The sequence below is a fragment of the Mesorhizobium sp. CNPSo 4689 genome, assembly GCF_057784325.1.
The window spans coordinates 66,040-84,829 of the sequence record NZ_JBWLUZ010000005.1; the positions used below are offsets into that span (position 1 = coordinate 66,040).

Here is an 18,790-nt window from a genome sequence, read left to right on the forward strand (position 1 = left end):
GAACGGTTCGGTCAGCCACTGCCCCCAGGGTCAGTTGGTCAGGCCGATCTCGCGCATCTTGACGTAGACGAGCTCGTCGGGCTCGCCGGTTTCGGGCAGTCCGAAGAGCGACTGGAATTCCTTGATCGCCGCCTTGGTGCGGGCGCCGACGACGCCGTCGAGCTGCATGTCGTCATTGCCGAATGCCTTCAGCCCGGCCTGGATCTTGATAATGCGGGCATCGGGCGCCTGAGCCTCTGCATTGGAGGGCGCGGAGGCCGGGATGGGTGCGGGCGTCGGATCGGCGACGGCCGGGGCGGCGGCAGCGGTGTCCACGGGCCTCGGCACCGGATGCGGAATGGCCGCTGTCGTCTGCCTGGCGCCGAGCTGATCGAGCAGCACGGCGTCGATTTCGCCCGAGGCCGGCAGACCGACTTTCTGCTGGTAGGCCTGGATGGCTTTGCGCGTGTTGGGACCGGAAATGCCGTCGACGGTGCCGGAGTAGAAATCGAGGTCCTTCAATATGCCCTGGACCTCTTCGATTGTCGGGTCGCTTTTGACCGGCGCCGGACGCACGATGTTGATGGTGGTTTCGGGCTCGTCTGAGCCTGTGCGCGGAAAGTCCTCGATGCTCCTGGTGGCAAAGAACGCGCCGGCATGCGGAAACGGCTGGTACCAGAGCGCATTGGCCGAGACGTAGAACAACGTGACCAGGAAGGCGGTCGAGCCGCCGACCAGGACAGGGTTGCGCGAGATCATGCCGCCGACGGCCATCGCGCCGTCCTCGAAGGCACTGCCGCGGCGCTTGACCGCCTTAGCCTGTTTTGCGGAGCGAGCCATTCCTGTCCCCCTTCGTCATCACCGCGGGCATTGCCAGCACGCCGCCGTCCTTGCCCTTCGAACGTCCCTTCGGCCCGTTCACCGGCAGGCTGATCGTCACCGTGGTGCCCTCGCCCAGCATGCTCTCGATCGACATCGTGCCGTCGTGCAGCGCCACCAGGCCCTTGACCAGCGACAGGCCGAGACCGGTTCCCTCGAAGCGGCGCGTATAGTCGTTCTGGATCTGCATGAACGGCTTGCCGAGATTTTCAAAATCCTCCTCGGCAATGCCGATGCCGGTGTCGCTGACCCAGAAATGCAGCCGCGAGCCGACCCGCTTGGCGCCGACGAGCACGTCACCGCCATCGGGCGTGAACTTGATGGCGTTGGAGACGAGGTTGATCAGGATCTGCTGCACGGCGCGGCGATCGGCATTGATCTCGCCAGAGTCGGGGGCGATCTGCGTCGTAAGGCGGATGCTCTTGGCCTCGGCCTGCAACTGCATCATCGACCGGCACATGTCGACCGCTTCGACGAAACGGAACGGTTCCAGCTCGGTCGCGTAGGCGCCGGCCTCGATCCTGGAGACATCGAGAATCGAGGTGACGACGCCGAGCAGATGCTGGCCGGAGTCCCTGACCAAGCCGACATATTCCTTCTGGCGCGGATCCTTGAAGGCGCCGAACATTTCATGCAGCAGCATGTCGGAAAAGCCGATGATGGCATTCAAAGGCGTGCGAAGCTCGTGGCTGACCACCGCCAGGAAGCGGCCCTTGGCCACTTCGGCGGCCGCGGTCGCCTCTTTTGCCGCGGCAAGCTCTTCGCGCAGCCCGGCGACGTCGTCGTTTTCGCGCAGCAGCAGCGTGAACGCATCCTGCTGATGCTCGGCCCGCATCAGGTCGAGGCGGAACGGCCTGAAATTGTCGGACGAAGCGCCGTCGCGCGGCAGCCGGACGCGCAGGTCGACCCGCCGCGCCACGGCCCCGTCGCGCATGTCGGCGAGCGCGCTGAGGTAGGCGACGCGGTCGGAAAGATGGACGCGCTCGAACAGGCCGGCGCCGAACAGAAGCTCCGGCGGCAGCTTCAGAATGCTGCGCGCCCTGGCCGAGGCATCCAGCACCTCGCCATGCCTGGCAACGCGCAGGACGACCGCATCGATCATATCCTCGAGATGGTCGCCGGCAGGGGTCGCATGCCCAGCGTTAGCCGGGTTGCGCAGCGCCGTCAGCCGCACAGCCAGCGTCAATGCCCAGGCCAGCGGCAGAAGCCAGTGCCAGGCGGCTATTTGCGACGGCCCGAGCGGCAGGATGGGACCGGCAAAGGGCTGCAGCAGGATCGCTGCGAGAGCGCATAGCGCACCCCACAGGCCAGCGCGCCTCGATCCGCCGATCCACCAGGCTTCGAACGGCAATGCCACGGCAAACAGGGCAATCGGTGAGGCCAGGCCGCCTGCCGCAAAGATCGCTCCGGTAAGCGCGAGGCCGCCCATCGCGAGCGCCGCCTGGCCGGCCAAGGCCATCCGCCCCGTCGCGGCGACAAGCAAGGCGGCGAACCAGCACAGGCCGAAGGCAGCGAAGATCGCAGCCACGGTGACGGCCGCGCCGAGGCTGGAGGTGACCAGCGTCACCGCGGCGCCTGCGGCAAGGAAGGGGGCTGCCAGCATGACGCCGATGAACCGGCGCTGGCGCAAGCGCTCATCCGGCACGGTGATGGTCGGATGAACCATACGTTCGCAGCCGGCCGCTATCGCGCCAGGCAATTCGACGTATCTGGCCGTAATCGAACTCAACGCACTCGCACCCGGTCGTGAATTTGCCCTGCTTTTTGCAGGTCGCTCTTATTGATCTGAAACTCGCATTGAGCGTTTAAGGAATGGATAAGGCAGGACCCGGCCGACGCCAGGCCCGCGGCAAATATCGGGACGCCGGCGCAGGCGATCTGCCGTCATGGTAAATGGAGCGTTATGCGGATCGGGCGCCGCCGTGCCTTCGGCCCAGGCTGGCAGCGTCACTCCGTGCCCGAGAATATTCATAAAAATCAAATAGATGCATGGTTACTGCTTGATGAAAAAAATCGACAGCTTTCAAGTCAAATCGATTGCAAAACCAATCGTTTCGAATTTGCCTAAAATTTGAGGAAAATCCTCGGTTTCAGCGCAAGCCGTCCTTTGCGCGGGTGTGCCACCATACTGCCCATAAAAGAGGTCATGCCGACGGATGCATGATCCGGTCACGGACGAGAGGGCATTGCGATGGGCTTTCTTATAAGGGCGGCTTTCTGGTTCTCGCTGGTGCTGCTGGCGCTGCCGCTGAATGTCGGCACCGACGAGGCCGGTCACGAGAGCGTCGGACCGATCCAGGCCCTGTTTGCGGCGCGCGAAGCGGTCGGCGACATCGCCGGCATTTGCGAGCGCAAACCCGATGTCTGCGAGACCGGCAAATCCGCCATGCACACGATTACCGCCCGGGCCAAGGAGACCGCCAAGATCGCGGCCGCCATGCTGGACGACCAGCAGGCAAGCGATCAGCAGGCTGCCGGACCCGACACCACGGTTGCCACCGGCAGTGTGGCCGAGACTATCGTCCTGCCGGCGACAGTCGAGATACCTGTAAGACTGCCGACGACCAACTGAGACCTTTTCCTGCCGCAGATCTTGGCGACACCGCAGGCGCGTCCGACCTCTCGACGCCTGCGGTGTTTTTCTTCTTTTTCCGTGACGCGACAGTGCCGGATGACTATATCCGGTATGATGACGACGACGATCCAGACGATCCGCGACGACTTTTCCCTGCTCGACGAGTGGGAAGACCGTTATCGCTATGTGATCGAACTGGGCGAAGCGCTGCCGCCATTTCCCGATGCCGAGCGTAGCCCCGCCAACAAGGTGCCGGGCTGCGTCAGCCAGGTCTGGCTGACCACCGAACAGGGACCGGGCGCCGATCCGGTCATCTCTTTCAAGGGCGATTCCGACGCCCATATCGTGCGTGGTCTGGTCGCCATCATGCTGGCGCTGTTTTCGGGACGGCCGGCGAGCGAAATCCGGGAGACCGACGCGGAAGCGACGCTGAAGGGCCTCGGCCTCGACGAGCACCTATCGCCGCAGCGCGCCAACGGCCTCCGCTCGATGGTCAAGCGCATCAAGCGCGACGCCGATGCGGCGCTGAAGCTGACCGCCTAACCGGACATAGGCCGGTATGATGGACTGTTCGTCTGCCGGCGGACACAGACAAATCCATTCAAAGCAAAACGGCGCCCGCAGGCGCCGTCTGTCGTCGAAACGAAATCAGCAAAGACCAGTATCAGCGGCCCTTGCGTTTGCGGCCGAGACCCATCTTCTTGGCAAGCTGCGAGCGAGCCGCGGCATAGTTCGGAGCAACCATCGGATAGCTCGCGTCCAGACCCCACTTCTCGCGGTATTCATCGGGAGTCAGATTGTAGTGGGTCATCAGGTGGCGCTTCAGCGACTTGAACTTCTTGCCGTCCTCGAGACAGACGATGTAGTCGTCATGGACGGAGCGCTTCGGGTTCACCGCAGGCTTCTGCTTGTCGGCGACAGGCGCCTCGGTGGCTCCGCCCACGCGCCCGAGAGCGGCATGGACATCGGCGATAAGGTTCGGCAGTTCGCCAACCGGCACGGGGTTGTTGCTGACATAGGCGGCCACCACATCGGCGGTCAGCTCGATCAGCGCATCGCTGTTTCTGGAAGGTGTTTCGACGATATCCATCATATTCAGGCCCCAACGAGAGTTGTTTCTAACTGCGCCCTTTTTTGGCCGGGCATCGCGCGAATTTTCATGCAGGTGAGTGACCCTGCGATTCGCGTCGGGGAATCTTAATGAGCCCGCGAACCAAGTAAGTCAATTCGCATATTACGCTATATTCAGCGATAGTAATCAAATATTCGCTGTTCAGCTTCAAAATTTCGTGCGCTGCGTAACTTAGCGAGATTTTTCTGACCCGACCAGCGCCGGCTGACGCGACGTCAGGCCTCCGTTACATCAGCAGCAACAGCTAAAAGGAGCGAATGCTTGGGCTTTGCTTGACCGGAAACAGGTCGAAAGGTTTCCCGATTCTAATGAAATCATGGGTTGCAGCGCATTACTGATGCGTGTGACTGAGCCGCAGGAAACCAGGGCCGGTCAATAGGGCGTGATGTACTTCCCATAGACCCACCCGGTGACGAAATGGCCGTTCTGCGCCGGATCATGCCAGATTTCGCACCAGCGATAGCGGATCTTCTGTTCCTGCCTCCAGTGCGGCTGACCGGCAATATCAAGCAGGTTTATGCCGCCGGTGCATTTGCCGGTCATCTGCAAGACTGTCCCGTTGGGATAGGCGGCCTGCTTCTGCGATTCACCTGATGGATATTTGCGCGCGTTGAGCGTGTCGCCGAACGGCACGTTGGCCACTTGCCAAGCCGCGAAGACGGTTGCATGAGACTGACCGGTGAAGGCCAGAACAGTCGAAGCAACGGCGAGAGCCGCAGCGGTGCGAATATGGAACTTCATCATCCCTCCTCCGGCCCATCTCCTGAGAGCCGCCCTCATCCTGCCGTCCTGCCCTTGAACCGGTGCTGGTCGGCGTGTTCATTTGCCATTCAAACAACTTCCCAGCGAGACGCAATGACCAGGACACCAGCCTTTCCGACCGCCAGCCCGCCGCAGCCCGAGAAACGGCCTGTCTTCGACACGCATCACGGCTTCACCCGCACCGACGACTATGGCTGGCTGCGCGCCGATAACTGGCAGGCGATGTTCAGGGATCCTTCCCTTCTCGACGGCGACATCCGCGCTCACCTCGAAGCCGAGAACGCCTACCAGGCAACGCTGACGGCCGATATGGCCCCGCTGCGCAAGCGGCTCTTCGCCGAGATGAAGGGACGCATCAAGGAGGACGACTCCACCGTGCCGATGAAGGATGGCTCTTACGCCTACGGCTCGTCCTTCAAGCTCGGCGGCGAGCAGCCGCGATATTTCCGCACGCCGCGCGATGGCGGCGACGAGCAGATCCTGCTCGACGGCGACGCCGAAGCCGAGGGCAAGGCCTATTTCCGGCTCGGTGGCGTCGACCATTCGGCCGACCACGGGAAGCTGCTATGGGCGTTCGACGACAAGGGCTCTGAATTCTTCACGCTTCGCGTACGCGATCTCGCCAGCGGCAAGGAACTGACGGACCAGATCCCCGATACGGGCGGCGGCGGTGTCTGGGATGCCGGCGACAGCGGCTTCTTCTACACCCGCCTCGATTCCAACCATCGCCCGTCCAAGGTGTTGTTCCACGCGCTTGGCGACGGAACCGAAAACGACCGGTTGGTCTATGAGGAAACCGATCCCGGTTTCTTCATGGATGTCGGCGGCACGCGCTCCAACGAGTGGATCCTGATCGGCATCAACGATCACGAGACATCCGAATACCGGCTGATGCGCGCCGGCGATCCGCTTGCCAAGCCGAAGCTGGTGGCAGCGCGCGAAAGCGGCCTGCAATACGATCTCGAGGAAGGCGGCGACGTCTTCTTCATCCTGACCAATGCCGACGGCGCCAAGGATTTCAAGATCATGACGGCGCCGGCCGGCGACCCGGTGCGCGCCAACTGGCAGGAGCTGGTGCCGCACGAAGCCGGCCGGCTGATCCTGTCGGTGATCGGCTTCAAGGACCATATGGTCCGTCTCGAGCGCAAGGAAGGCCTGCCGCGCATCGTCGTGCGCGACCGCAAGAGCGGTGAGGAACATCTCATCTCGTTCGACGAGGAGGCCTTTTCGCTTGGCCTGTCCGGATCCTATGAATACGACACCGAGTTCATGCGCTTTACCTATTCGTCGATGACGACGCCGGCGCAGATCTTCGACTACAATATGCGCACCCGCGAGCGGGTGCTGCTGAAGACCCAGGAAGTGCCGTCCGGCCACGACCCGGCCCACTATGTCACGCGCCGTCTGATGGCGCCTGCCGCCGACGGCGAACTGGTGCCGATCTCGCTGATCCATCACCGCGACACGCCGCTCGACGGCACAGCACCTTGCCTGCTCTACGGCTACGGCTCCTATGGCATCACCGTGCCGGCTGCCTTCAACACCAATTGCCTGTCACTGGTCGATCGCGGCTTCGTCTATGCGATTGCCCATGTCCGCGGCGGCAAGGACAAGGGCTATGGCTGGTACGACGACGGCAAGCGGCAGCACAAGATGAACACCTTCACGGATTTCATCGCCTGCGCCCGCCATCTCGTGGCCGAGCGCTACACCGCGCATGACCGTATCGTCGCGCAAGGCGGCTCGGCCGGCGGCATGCTGATGGGGGCGATCGCCAACATGGCGCCGGAGTGTTTTGGCGGCATCGTCGCCGAGGTTCCGTTCGTCGATGTGCTCACCACCATGCTCGACGCGACGCTGCCGCTGACGCCGCCGGAATGGCCGGAATGGGGCAATCCGATCGCATCGGTGGAGGACTACCGGACCATCTCTGTCTATTCGCCCTATGACAATGTGGCGGCGCTCGACTATCCGCCGATCCTGGCGCTGGCGGGGCTAACCGACCCGCGCGTCACCTATTGGGAGCCGGCCAAATGGGTGGCGCGGCTGCGCGAGCGCAAGAGCGGCGACAACCCGGTGCTGTTCAAGATCAACATGGACTCAGGCCATGCCGGCGCCTCCGGTCGGTTTTCCAGGCTGGAGGAGATCGCCTACACCTATGCCTTCGCGCTCAAGGTGACAGGCAAGGCCGATCTGGCCGGGTGAATGCGATGCGATGCCCCGCCTTGGGTAATGATTTTTTGATTTGCGCATGACCTTTTTCGAAGCTTTGAATGAGCGGCAAGCGCCGCTGATTTTCCGCTCGCAATTGGCATCGCCGCGCGCTACCCAATGCTCGGCTTTTCAGAGCCGCACCTGCCCGTCACAACCTCGCAAGGGTCCGCCATGCTGCTCGTCGACGTCTATCTCGACAAATCGTCCATCCAGGGCATCGGCGTCTTCGCCAAGAAACACATTCCACGGGGCACGCTGGTCTGGAAGCTCGACCCCCGGTTTGACCGGCTGATCGAGGTCGACACCTATGAGGGTGAGACCGGGCCGGTGAAGGGCTATCTCGACCGCTACTCCTATCCTGATCGGCGCAACCCCGGATACATCGTCTTCGAAGCCGATGACGCGCGCTACATGAACCATGCCGATGAACCGAACTGCGACGTCTCCTCGCCCGAGGAGACTTATGCGTTGCGCGACATCGCGCCCGGCGAGGAATTGACCTGCGACTACAATCACTTCTTCGACAGCGGCTTCGATTTCCTCGGGGACCGCCACCCGTAAATTGCGCTGATCAGCCCGCCGGCTTTTTGCGTGCGGGATAGCCGTTGGGATGCGGCGGGGCCGCCTTGAGATAGGCGGCGATGGCCGCGCGGTCCTCGGGCGTCAATTGGGCCATGTTCCTTTGCACGTCGACCATTGCGCCGCCAACAGAATCGAAGTCCGGTGTGAAGCCGGTTTCGAGATAGTTGGCGATGTCGGCATCCGACCAGTCACCGATGCCGCCCTCGCCCGAGGTGACGTTGGGCACGATACCGCTGCCTTCGGCGGCAGTCGCACCCGCCAGCCACTCGGCCTTCTTCGTTCCTCCCGCAAGATCGCGCGGCGTGTGGCATTCGCCGCAATGGCCTGGCCCCTCGACCAGATAGCGGCCCGCCATCACCTTGTCCGGCGTGCCTTCAGGCAAAGCGATCACCGGCTGCGGGCTGAGATAGAGCAGCTTCCACAGGCCAATGCCGCGGCGGATGTTGAAGGGGAAGCCGAGCGTATGGCCCGGCGCCTTGCCGGCCACCGCCGGAAGCGTCTTCAGGAAGGCGTAGAGGTCGGCAATATCAGATGGTTTCATGCGGGCGTAGGAGGCGTAGGGAAACGCCGGATAGAAGTGCTCGCCGCCCGGCGAGACGCCGTTCAGCATGGCGTTGGCCAGGTCTTCCTCCGTCCAGGCGCCAATGCCGTCCTTGGCATTCTGCGAAATATTCGGCGGCACGAAAGTGCCGAACGGCGTCTTGAGCTGAAGACCACCGGCCAGTTGCAGACGCGCCTCGCCTTGCGAGCCGGGCTTGGCATGACAGGAGGTGCAGCCGCCGGCATAGAAGATGCGTTTGCCCCTGGCGGCATCGCCGGGACCGAGCTGCGCCACGGTTTCAGCGTCGAGCCTGACCGGCGCCGACATAAACCACGCGGCAACAGCGCCGACGCCGCCCAGAACGAGGGCGGCGCCGATGAGCTTTTTCAGCAAGGGCATTGCCCGCCGTCAGCCCTTCTTGATCCTGTATCCCTCGTGGCAGGTGCCGCAATCACCGCCGATGGTGTTGAACTGCGCCTTCAGGGCATCGACATCGGCGGGGGCGGCCGCGACCGCCGCCTTGACGTCGGCGACATATTTATCGTTGGCCGCCTTGAAGCCGGCCGTGTCTTCCCAGATCTTCGGCGACGCCTTGGTGTCGCCCTTGTCGCTGCCGGCCGGGAAGAGGGCATCGACGTCAAGTTTCTCGGCATTCGCCTGCAGCGACTGCAACGCAGTCAGCACGGCGGCAGCATCGAAAGCCTCCTCACCCTTGACCACTTTCGACAATCCGCCGGCAATCTTTCCACGTTCCTTCATCAGGGCCTGGCGATCCATGATCGGGTCGGCAAACGCCGCCGAACCGGCAAAGGCGAGCATAGAGATGGCGATGACAAGCTTTCTCATTCAATTGGCTCCATGGTGAAGATAGTTCGAGACAAAACAATAACGGCGTGGATGGCCTGAATATTCCCCTCCCCCAGGTGCAATTTTGTTGACGCTGCTTCAGCGCCGAAAAAGAAAAGCCCCGGTCGACCGGGGCTTTTCAAAAGTGCGATCAGGCTTTTTCGTAGAGTTCGAGGACGTGGTCCCAGTTGATGAGACTGTCGACGAAGGCCTCGAGGTACTTCGGCCGGGCATTGCGGTAGTCGATGTAATAGGAGTGCTCCCAGACGTCGACGCCGAGGATCGGCGTGGCGCCATGGACCAGCGGGTTCTCGCCGTTCGGCGTCTTCGAGATCGTCAGCTTGCCGTCCTTGACCGAAACCCAGGCCCAGCCCGAGCCGAACTGGGTGGTGCCGGCGGCGACGAAGTCCGCCTTGAACTTGTCGTAGCCGCCAAGGTCGCTGTCGAAGGCCTTCTGCAGCGCGCCCGGCAGCTTGTTGCCGCCGCCGCCGCCCTTCTTCATCCACTTCCAGAAATGGATGTGGTTGTAGTGCTGGGCGGCGTTGTTGAAGAGCCCGGCATTCTTGCCGAAGGACTGCTTCACCACGTCCTCGACCGACAGGTCGCCCATCCCGGCCTCGGCGGCCAGCTTGTTGCCGTTGTCGACATACGCCTTGTGGTGCTTGTCGTGGTGGTATTCCAGCGTCTCCTTCGACATGTAAGGCTGGAGCGCCTCGTAGTCGTACGGCAGAGCGGGCAATTCGAAAGCCATGGATGGTACTCCCTCATGGAAAAATCCGGTGTCGATACCGGACTAACATAGGTCTGGAATGATTAGGGACAACTCCGGAATGAAGCGCCGGTTCCCTTTCTAGAGAGGTTCCGGAAAACTGTCACACGGTTTTGCGAATGGACCCTGCGTCAAAACAAACGGCGGGCAAGCGAAGTAGCCCGCCGCAAGTCGCCTGGCGGCTCAGGCGGCGGACGTCGAATGCGCCCAGTCCCAATAGAGTTCGCGCGCCTTCTTGGCCACCGGCCCCGGCTGGAGGTTGCGCTCCTCGATACGGGTGATCGGCACGACCTTGGAATGGTTGCCGGTCGAGAAGATCTCGTCCGCCTCGAGGAAGTCGCGCACCGACAGCGTCTTTTCGGTGGTCTTGAAACCATAGTCGCCGAGCAGGTTTATGGTGCGCGAACGGGTGATGCCGGACAGGAAGGTGCCGTTAGCGGCCGGCGTCAGCACATGGCCGTCCTTAACCAGGAAAATGTTCGAGGTTCCGGTCTCGGCGACATTGCCCAGCATGTCCAGCACCAGCGCATTGTCGAAGCCGCGCATCTTGGCTTCGAGGATGGCGCGGCCGTTGTTGGGATAGAGGCAGCCGGCCTTGGCGTTGGTCGGCATGGTCTCGATGGTCGGCCGCCGGAACGGCGACACGGAGACCGAAAAACCCGCCGGCGAGATCATCGGCGATTCGTAGAGGCAGAGGCAGAAGCGGGTCGAGGCCGGATCGGCCGGCACGCCCATGTAGCCGCCGTGCTCGGCCCAGTACATCGGCCTGATGTAGACCGCGGTCTTGCCGTCGAACTTCTTCAACCCGTCCCAGGTCAGCCCGACGATCTTGTCGGTGGTCATGGTGGGTTTCAAGCCGAGCGCGATCGCCGACGCATTCACCCGCGCTGCATGAAGCTCGAGGTCGGGCGCGACGCCTTCGAACCAGCGGGCGCCGTCGAAGACGCTGGTGCCAAGCCACATAGCGTGGCTGCGCGGTCCCAGGATGGCGACATTGCCCTCATGCCAGTCGCCGTCGACGAAGGTCCATGTCACGGATTGCGCCGCTGCCGCCAGTGTCATCGCTTGCTTCCCTGAATGATATTCCGGGGCAGCATAGGAAGATGCTTTGACGGCTGCCGTCAACCGGCATCGCCGAGAATCGTTCAGGCCAGCATGAGCGCCTTGCAATCAATGCTTGCGCCTTTTGCCTGCTCGCCTCAAAACTGTCGCCATGCATCACGCAGCCTATGTTTTCGACGCCTACGGCACGTTATTCGACGTGCATGCCGCCGTGCGACGCCATGCCGACCAGATCGGCCCGGACGGCCAGCTGCTGTCCGAAATCTGGCGCGCCAAGCAGCTCGAATATTCCTGGGTCAGGACGCTGATGGGCGCCTATGTCGATTTCTGGCAGCTGACCGAGCAGGCGCTGGATTTCGCACTTCGCAAGGTGCCCTCGGCAGACAAAGGGCTACGGACCAAGCTGCTCGACGCCTATTGGCGCCTCGACTGCTACCCAGAGGTGCCGGCCGTGCTCAAGGCGCTCAAGGCGTCGGGAGCAAAGCTCGCCATCCTCTCCAACGGCTCGCCTGAGATGCTGGAGGCGGCGGTCAAGTCGGCGGCGCTCGACCAGGTGCTGGACGACGTCTTTTCCGTCGATACTGTCAGGCGCTTCAAGGCCGATCCGTCGGTCTACGACATGGTGAGCACTGGATGGCGTCTCTACCCGGCGGCGGTGTCGTTCCAGTCCTCCAACCGCTGGGACGTCGCCGGCGCCACCAAATTCGGCTTCCGCACGGTGTGGATCAACCGCGCCAACCAGCCCGACGAATACCGGGATCTTCCACCATCACTGATCCTGCCGTCGCTAGAAGGTCTGATGACCGGTGGATGAAACCGCTCCCGCCCATGGTTCAAGGCCTGTGACGTGGCCTGTTGCTGTTGGGCAACAGATGCATGGCAGTCACAGCTTTGCCTTTGTTTGTCCACCGTCAGGCCAGAATCGGAACCGCCTATCGCCACCGACCGTTAGGTGGACCGCACGCTCGGTACATTCACGCTATCTTGCAAACTAAGACCTAGAAAAGGCAACCATGTTCACACCCGATTCGTCCTCCCTTCGCCTGAGCCGCCGCGGCTTTCTTAATGCCGCCGCGCTTGGCGCAGCCTCGGTCGCGGTTTCCGCCTGCGGCACAATCGGGCAGCAGCCGGTCGAGCCGCCACCGCCGGCCTATGTCGAGCCGCCCCTGTCCGATTATGCGATGATGTACGGTCCGATGAGCGACGGAGGCTTCGAGGTTCCCGCCATACCGTACCAGAAGATCGACCCACAGTTCCTGCGCCAGATCGTTCCCGACCCGACCGGCCAGAGGCCGGGCACCATCGTCGTCGATACGACCGGCCACCACCTCTATCTCGTGCGTGAGGGCGGCCAGGCGATCCGCTACGGCGTCGGCCTTGGCCGCGCCGGCTTCGAATGGGCGGGAGATGCCGTCGTCCAGTGGAAGCAGAAATGGCCGAAATGGACGCCGCCGGACGAGATGGTCGCCCGGCAGCCGGAGCTGAAGGAATACAGTGCCGACAATGGCGGCATGCCCGGCGGGCTCAAGAACCCGCTCGGCGCACGCGCGCTCTATCTGTTCCAGGGCAACCAGGACACGCTCTATCGCCTGCACGGTTCGCCGGAATGGAATTCGATCGGCAAGTCGGTATCGTCGGGCTGCGTTCGCCTGATCAACCAGGACATCATCGACCTCTACGACCGCGTGCCTTCGAAGACGCCTGTGGTCGTTACCGCCAATATCGGTCAGCCCATGGTGGCGACGGCGAACCGCAGGGCTATTCCGATCGACGCCGGCGTCCCGGATGGATCGACCCTGCTCGGCCCTGTGAACTGATCCCGAATTCGATTTTCTGAGCTCGTCGTACAGGGCGGCGAATGTCGCCGCCCTGTGGCTCACGTCAGCATCGAATGTGGGTCGGTGCGCAACGCACACCTCGCGGTGTGCTGTTGGACTAGCCTATCAGCCACACACCAGCCTTTGCGCCGAGATCAAGCGACATCCTCGATGACGGCAATGAATTCGGATTGCACCAGAGATGGGCTATCCGGGGGCAATGGCCGAACGTGCCGAGCCGGGCGCGATTGCGGATCAGGAAACATCCGCAGCCATTCTTGGTTCACGGCATTCCTGTCGCTGCTGTCACGGAGATAGATTTCCACCTTGATGATGTCCGCCGCGCTGCCGCCGGCGGCTTCGATGATGGCAAGCATGTTGGCAAAAACATTGGCGGACTGATCGGCCATGCCGGAGGGCAGCTCGTGCGTGATCGGGCTCACCCCGTGAACCGCGCCTGAGAACACCATATTGCCAATCCGACAGGCATTGGGAACCGGATGCCTGTGGCTCAGTCCCTTCACCGAAATGCTCTTGCGCATGGTCTGATGATCCTCCGCGAGATCTGGTTCGTGAGGTGCTGGTGGCGAGTCTAGGAATCAAGGTTGCTGCAAGAGCAAAACCGAAGCCGGCTATCGTCTCGCGCGCACAACGGCGGCCTCGGCAGGCGGGGAAGAAACGCCGCTGTCGGGGCGCGGCGCGAGAGGCTCATAACCAGGAGTGAGTTGAATTCCACGCGTCTCGGGCAGCATGAGGGTTGCGGCAAAGGCGATGCTGTAGCCCAGCAGCGCAACCAGGCCGATCGCCTCCGCCAGAGTGATGTATTGCGCCAGTATTCCAATGGTGGACACGGCTACCGCGCCTGCCGCCTTGCCGAAATTGTAGGCGAAACTCTGGCCGCTGGCGCGAATGGCGGAGGGGAACAGCTCGGTGAAGAACGGGCCCAGCGCCGCATAGTTTCCGATCGTGAAGAAACCGAACGGCGCTCCCAGGACAACCAGCGGCCAGCCGGAGAGCGGCAAAAACATGTACGCGATGGTGATCAGCCAGGAACACAGGAGAAACAGCTGGAACGTGCGGCGCCGTCCCAGATAATCGGACAGGTATGCGCTCGCCAGAAATCCGAAAAACGAGCCACCGGTCGCCACGAACACGTAGTACCCCGAATCGCTCGGCGACAGTTCGCGCACTGTCTTCATGAAGGTGGGCAGCCAGTTGACGATCGCACCGCCAACGCCAATCACGCCGAAGGCAAGCAATGAGGACAGGATCGTTATCCGCAAGGTTTCCGGCTGGAATATTGCGCCCAATCCCGGACGAGTCCCGGTCTTCTCAACATGTGCGCGCGTTTTGACGAAAATCTCCGGCTCCTCGATCTTGCGGCGCAAATAGAGAACCAGAAGGCCGGGGAGAACACCGATCATCAACAGAACGCGCCATCCATACTCCTGGGGCAGATGCGCCAGAACCAGGCCTGCCAATATGGCGGCAGCGCTCCATCCAACGCCGAAGCCGCTCTGGACGGTGCCCACGGCCTTGCCGCGATGTTCGGCGCGAATGATCTCGCCCATGAGAACCGCGCCGGCGGCCCACTCGCCGCCAAAGCCCAGCCCTTGCATGATGCGCAGGACCATCAACTGCTGGAAGTCCTGCGCAAAACCGGCAAGGAAGGTGAAGGCGCAGAACCACAGGATCGTGAACCGCATGATGCGGGCACGGCCGAAACGGTCGGCAAGATATCCGCAGGCCCATCCTCCGATCGCCGCGGAGAGCAGCGTTGCCGTGGCCAGATAGCCGGCCTGCGCCGTCGTCATTCCCCAGGCCGCAATGAGAATTGGCAGCACGAAACTGAAGAGTTGCGCGTCCATCGCATCGACTGCCCAGCCGGCGAAGCAACCCCAGAAGGTGTTCCGCTCCCGCTCCGTCAACTCCCTGTACCAAGCGAACATCTTTTCCTCCCGTGATTTTCTTTGCTGTAAGGCTGGGTCAAACGACCAATGGAGTGAGACCTCCGTCCATGGTCAGCGACGCCCCTGTCACGTAGGAGGATCTTACGCTGGCGAGAAAAAGCGCGGCGTCGGCCACTTCTTCAGGATTTGCGTAGCGCCGCAGCGGGATGCGCTGCTCGTTCAATCGCAGCAGCTCCTCCGGCGTCTTGCCCGTCATTTTGGACTCGACCTCAAGCGACAACTGCAGACGCTCGGTCATGGTGGCGGCGGGATTGATGACGTTGACCCTTACCCCGGCGTGCCCCCAGGCAGCCGCCAGCCCCGCCGAGGCGAGCATCAGCGCCGCGTTGGCGGCCCCTCCCGGCAAATGCATGGGTGATGCGATTTTGCCGCCGGTGCCAACGATGTTGACGATCGTGCCGGCGCGCCGTGCCACCATCAGGGGCAGGACGTAGTCCGTAACGTTCATGTAGGTGAAGAATTTCGCGTCCATCGCAATACGCCACTTGTCTGGCGTCAGTTCGTCCGGAGGAACTCGCCTGGCGCCGCCGGCTGAATTGACCAGGGACGCGATCGGACCCACCTGATCCTCGAGTGCGGCGACCATTTCCTTTGCCGCAAGCTCGTCCGACAGGTCGGCGGCGAAACTCGCTACCGACAGGCCCTCGGCAGCGAGTGCTGTTTTCGCGGCATCCAGGTTCTGCTGGCTGCGCGAGACAATCACCACGCGAGCGCCCTCCCTGCCGAAGGCCCGGGCGCAAGCCAGCCCTATTCCCTTGCTGCCGCCAGTTATCAGGACGACTTTGCCGTCGAGTTCGAGGTTCATATCAGTGATCCTGTTTTAAGCCGTCGGCGTTGTGCAAGTTGATCGGACTTCCCTCAGCGAACGCGACGATCTGGTCGAACGCGTTGCCGTAGGCGAACTCGTAATTGTCGCGTTCGACGTAGCCGAGATGCGGCGTGCATAGCGCGTTGGGGAGCCTGAGCAAGGCGTCGTCCGGATTGGTGAGCGGCTCGCGTTCGAACACATCGACGGCCGCCTTGCCGGGTCGGCCATTCTTTAGCGCCGCCACCAAAGCTCCCGGCTCAATCAACTCGGCGCGGCTGGTGTTCACAAGCAGGGCCGTTGGCTTCATCAAGGCCAGGTCATCAGGACCAATCACACCGGTGGTCTCGGCATTCAGCCGCAGATGCAAACTGAGGACATCCGACAGCCTGAACAGCGAATCCTTGTCCGCGGCGGTGTCAAACCCCTCGGACCTGGCGCGAGCGAGCGAGCCCTCGCGACCCCAAACCAGCACATCCATGCCGAAGGCCTTGCCGATGCGCGCCACCATCGAGCCCAGGCGGCCGAAACCATAGATGCCCAGGACACGGCCTCTCAAGCCGAGCCCGATGGTCGTCTGCCAATGGCCTTGCCGCAGCGAGGCGCTCTCGAACGGAATGTTGCGCATCGCTGCAAGGATCAGCCCCCAGGTAAATTCCACCGTCGAATAAGACGGGCGCGACGTAAGAGCGGACGAAACGACGACGCCATGCCTCTCGCACGCCGCCAGGTCGATATGGGGGATGTGTCCGTTCTGGCTGATGAGCTTCAGATTGGGCAGGCGGCTGAGCAGATCTTCATCGATCCTGGTGCGCTCGCGCATCAGCACAAGGACGTCTGCGTTGGACAGACGATTTGCGAGCAGGTCGATGTCGTCAACGATATCGGTCCAGATGGTAATTTCATGACCTTCCAGCCTGGAAAAGCAGTCCAGTGTCCGGACCACGTCCTGGTAATCGTTGATGATGGCGACGCGAAGCTTTTTCACTGGATGATCCACCGCTTCATGCATTGCCCGGCAGGTCTGCGACCGAGGTGCCAGCGTCGATTGCTTCGCACTTCGCCCATTCAAAAGCTGACTTCTTCAGCGCCTTTGCGAGGACCTCGGCGGCCCGGGCGATCGGGATGAAGCAGACGCCTGTTTCGTCCGCAACGACAATATCGCCGGGAGCAACCCGGACGCCGGCAATCTGGATATCGCCGTTGATCTCCACGGTCTCGATCCGCCACTTGCCGGTGACGGGCGTGACCTCGGTGGCCCAAAGCGGATAGCCGACCCGTCGCGAATGCCCGAGGTCGCGAATGCCTCCGGAGACGATTGCACCTGCCTCCCCCTGTCTCTTTCCCGTCTGGGCCGAGATCCCGCCCATGTTCGAAACGCCGGCGACGCCGTCGATGACCACCACGTCGCCCGGCAGAGCCAGATTGTGGGCTTCGAACTCCGCCATCCGGTTGACGTGGTTTCGCGCCGTCTCGTAGACATGCTCGCGCTGCAGGATGTTGCGTACCGTAAGTGCTGGACCAACGATTGACGTTGAAGGCAGGGTCGGCTTCAGAAGCGATGCGCCAGTCGCACCGGTGATGCCGAGTTCATCCAAAATATCCGAAATAACGCTGGTGGCGTCGCCGATCCGCTTGAAGCCGTCGATCAGCTCCTTCGGCGGACGCGGCGTCCGCATCAGCCGAATTCGGTCGGCGCTGATCTTGCCGGTAAGTTTCGGCAGCACGTCCGCGAAAGCGAGATCATTCATGGCGTATCCTCTGTTTTGGGCGGAGCTTTTAGCACCAGTTGCGAGGTGCGCGCATTCACTCGCATGCGTTCGGTGGCTCGTTCGAAACAGGATTGCTTGCCGCGGGCAGTGCGTCCAATTTAGAATTAGACACAAGCGTCATTTCCTGGGTGAATAACGTGCGCCTCGATCTGAACCTGATCGCAGTCCTCGAGGCTATCATGCTGGAAAGGAACGTGACGCGTGCGGCCTCGAGCCTGGCAATGAGCCAGCCGGCGGTCAGCAATGCATTGCGCCGCGCCCGCAAGCTGACGAAGGATCAGCTCTTCCTCAAGACAGCGATTGGTGTCCAGCCGACGGCCCGCATGGTCGCGATGTGGCCCGAACTGCATCGCTCGCTTACGGCAATCCGCGCCTCTTTCGCGCCGGACGATTTCGATCCCGCATCGGATGCGACCAGTTTTCGAATTGCCGTCACCGACAGTCTCGCCATGGAAGGTGTCAGCTCAATCACGCTGACGTTGCAGGCGGCGTCCCCACGCGCCCGCGTTTCCTTTGCGGTTCATACCCATGAAAGCTCTCTGGAAGGGATCGACCGCGGTACGCTTGATTGCGCCGTCGGCATGTTTGCCTCGCTGCCAAGAGATGTGCATGTGCAAAGCCTGCGGACGGATCGCTATGTCTGCGTCATGCGCAGCGGGCACGAATTTGCCGACGGACTAACGCTCGATCAGTTCACCGCCGCGGCGCATGTTCTGGTAACCCCATCCGGTCTGGAACTGGGATTGGTGGATGGCTGGCTCGGCCTGACGGGGCGGACAAGGACGATCGCCGTCGTCGTCAATCACTTTGCCGACGCGCTGAGGATCGTCTCCCGCAGCGACCTTCTGACTTGCGTGCCGCTGGGCTTCTTCAACGGACCCTGGCGCACCATTGCTGCCGAGCGACAGCTGGTGGCGCGAGACTTGCCCTTCGAGACAGAGAAGTTGCTCTACAAGCTGATCTGGCACGAACGATTGCACACCCACCCTGCCCACCAATGGTTTCGTTCGCTGGTAGGAGATGTCTGCGGATCGCGCTTCGACGGCCCGCCGACTGAAGATGCTGCCCCAGCTACGCAAACATAG

The 18,790-nt window shown here is 62.3% G+C and carries 20 protein-coding genes; 7 read left to right on the plus strand and 13 right to left on the minus strand.

Annotation, left to right across the window (positions count from 1 at the left end; translation table 11 throughout):
- Nucleotides 1-30 precede the first annotated feature (30 nt).
- Together AC04SI_RS10780 and AC04SI_RS10785 are read right to left on the minus strand one after the other, a co-directional pair.
- Nucleotides 31-819: a peptidoglycan-binding domain-containing protein gene (locus tag AC04SI_RS10780; RefSeq protein ID WP_404277319.1), complete on the minus strand. Its 789-nt coding sequence runs from the start codon at nt 817-819 to the stop codon at nt 31-33.
- Nucleotides 794-2,524, minus strand: coding sequence for an ATP-binding protein (locus AC04SI_RS10785; RefSeq protein WP_404277318.1), 1,731 nt, complete (start codon nt 2,522-2,524; stop codon nt 794-796). The genes AC04SI_RS10780 and AC04SI_RS10785 overlap by 26 nt, the downstream gene beginning before the upstream one ends.
- A 525-nt stretch (nt 2,525-3,049) precedes the next feature.
- On the opposite strand from AC04SI_RS10785, the gene AC04SI_RS10790 reads away from it, so the two are divergent.
- Nucleotides 3,050-3,430: a DUF5330 domain-containing protein gene (locus tag AC04SI_RS10790; protein ID WP_192183435.1), complete on the plus strand. Its 381-nt coding sequence runs from the start codon at nt 3,050-3,052 to the stop codon at nt 3,428-3,430.
- A gap of 117 nt (nt 3,431-3,547) precedes the next feature.
- Nucleotides 3,548-3,976 carry a SufE family protein gene (locus tag AC04SI_RS10795; protein ID WP_404277458.1) on the plus strand — a complete coding sequence of 143 codons (429 nt, stop codon included), beginning with the start codon at nt 3,548-3,550 and terminating at the stop codon, nt 3,974-3,976.
- Between the two features lie 121 nt (nt 3,977-4,097).
- On the opposite strand, the gene AC04SI_RS10800 is transcribed toward AC04SI_RS10795, so the two are convergent.
- Together AC04SI_RS10800 and AC04SI_RS10805 are read right to left on the minus strand one after the other, a co-directional pair.
- A complete protein-coding gene (locus AC04SI_RS10800) occupies nt 4,098-4,523 on the minus strand; it encodes a Ros/MucR family transcriptional regulator (RefSeq protein ID WP_404277456.1) in 426 nt (141 codons plus the stop codon).
- A gap of 414 nt (nt 4,524-4,937) precedes the next feature.
- Nucleotides 4,938-5,309, minus strand: coding sequence for an SH3 domain-containing protein (locus tag AC04SI_RS10805; RefSeq protein WP_404277317.1), 372 nt, complete (start codon nt 5,307-5,309; stop codon nt 4,938-4,940).
- Between the two features lie 111 nt (nt 5,310-5,420).
- Between AC04SI_RS10805 and AC04SI_RS10810 the strand changes: the two genes are divergently transcribed.
- Entirely contained in the window at nt 5,421-7,532 is a 2,112-nt protein-coding gene (locus tag AC04SI_RS10810; RefSeq protein ID WP_488474205.1) for a S9 family peptidase, read from the plus strand.
- Nucleotides 7,533-7,712: 180 nt separating this feature from the next.
- Nucleotides 7,713-8,102, plus strand: a complete 390-nt coding sequence (locus AC04SI_RS10815; protein WP_404277454.1) for an SET domain-containing protein — start codon at nt 7,713-7,715, stop codon at nt 8,100-8,102.
- A gap of 10 nt (nt 8,103-8,112) precedes the next feature.
- Here the strand turns inward: AC04SI_RS10815 and AC04SI_RS10820 are convergent, their stop codons facing one another.
- From AC04SI_RS10820 to AC04SI_RS10835, 4 genes are all read right to left on the minus strand, one after another.
- A complete protein-coding gene (locus tag AC04SI_RS10820; protein ID WP_404277315.1) occupies nt 8,113-9,063 on the minus strand; it encodes a c-type cytochrome in 951 nt (316 codons plus the stop codon).
- Nucleotides 9,064-9,072: 9 nt separating this feature from the next.
- Nucleotides 9,073-9,510, minus strand: coding sequence for a c-type cytochrome (locus AC04SI_RS10825; protein WP_404277314.1), 438 nt, complete (start codon nt 9,508-9,510; stop codon nt 9,073-9,075).
- 151 nt (nt 9,511-9,661) lie between these two features.
- The gene (locus AC04SI_RS10830; protein ID WP_404277313.1) at nt 9,662-10,261 is read right to left on the minus strand and encodes a superoxide dismutase; all 600 of its coding nucleotides are present in this window, start codon (nt 10,259-10,261) and stop codon (nt 9,662-9,664) included.
- A gap of 201 nt (nt 10,262-10,462) precedes the next feature.
- The gene (locus AC04SI_RS10835) at nt 10,463-11,341 is read right to left on the minus strand and encodes a branched-chain amino acid aminotransferase (RefSeq protein WP_404277312.1); all 879 of its coding nucleotides are present in this window, start codon (nt 11,339-11,341) and stop codon (nt 10,463-10,465) included.
- Nucleotides 11,342-11,492: 151 nt separating this feature from the next.
- Here AC04SI_RS10835 and AC04SI_RS10840 point away from each other — a divergent pair, with 151 nt between their 5' ends.
- Together AC04SI_RS10840 and AC04SI_RS10845 are read left to right on the plus strand one after the other, a co-directional pair.
- Nucleotides 11,493-12,155, plus strand: a complete 663-nt coding sequence (locus AC04SI_RS10840) for a haloacid dehalogenase type II (RefSeq protein ID WP_404277311.1) — start codon at nt 11,493-11,495, stop codon at nt 12,153-12,155.
- Nucleotides 12,156-12,354: 199 nt separating this feature from the next.
- A complete protein-coding gene (locus tag AC04SI_RS10845) occupies nt 12,355-13,158 on the plus strand; it encodes a L,D-transpeptidase (protein ID WP_404277310.1) in 804 nt (267 codons plus the stop codon).
- 155 nt (nt 13,159-13,313) lie between these two features.
- Here the strand turns inward: AC04SI_RS10845 and AC04SI_RS10850 are convergent, their stop codons facing one another.
- From AC04SI_RS10850 to AC04SI_RS10870, 5 genes are all read right to left on the minus strand, one after another.
- Complete coding sequence (locus AC04SI_RS10850; RefSeq protein WP_404277309.1) at nt 13,314-13,700, minus strand: RidA family protein; 387 nt, start codon at nt 13,698-13,700, stop codon at nt 13,314-13,316.
- Nucleotides 13,701-13,790: 90 nt separating this feature from the next.
- A complete protein-coding gene (locus AC04SI_RS10855; protein WP_404277308.1) occupies nt 13,791-15,107 on the minus strand; it encodes an MFS transporter in 1,317 nt (438 codons plus the stop codon).
- Between the two features lie 37 nt (nt 15,108-15,144).
- Nucleotides 15,145-15,933 (minus strand): SDR family oxidoreductase, encoded by a 789-nt coding sequence (locus AC04SI_RS10860; protein ID WP_404277307.1) that lies wholly within the window; start codon nt 15,931-15,933, stop codon nt 15,145-15,147.
- 1 nt (nt 15,934) lies between these two features.
- Complete coding sequence (locus AC04SI_RS10865) at nt 15,935-16,921, minus strand: D-2-hydroxyacid dehydrogenase family protein (RefSeq protein WP_404277306.1); 987 nt, start codon at nt 16,919-16,921, stop codon at nt 15,935-15,937.
- A gap of 16 nt (nt 16,922-16,937) precedes the next feature.
- Complete coding sequence (locus AC04SI_RS10870; protein WP_488474206.1) at nt 16,938-17,660, minus strand: RraA family protein; 723 nt, start codon at nt 17,658-17,660, stop codon at nt 16,938-16,940.
- A gap of 182 nt (nt 17,661-17,842) precedes the next feature.
- On the opposite strand from AC04SI_RS10870, the gene AC04SI_RS10875 reads away from it, so the two are divergent.
- Nucleotides 17,843-18,790: a LysR family transcriptional regulator gene (locus AC04SI_RS10875; RefSeq protein ID WP_404277304.1), complete on the plus strand. Its 948-nt coding sequence runs from the start codon at nt 17,843-17,845 to the stop codon at nt 18,788-18,790.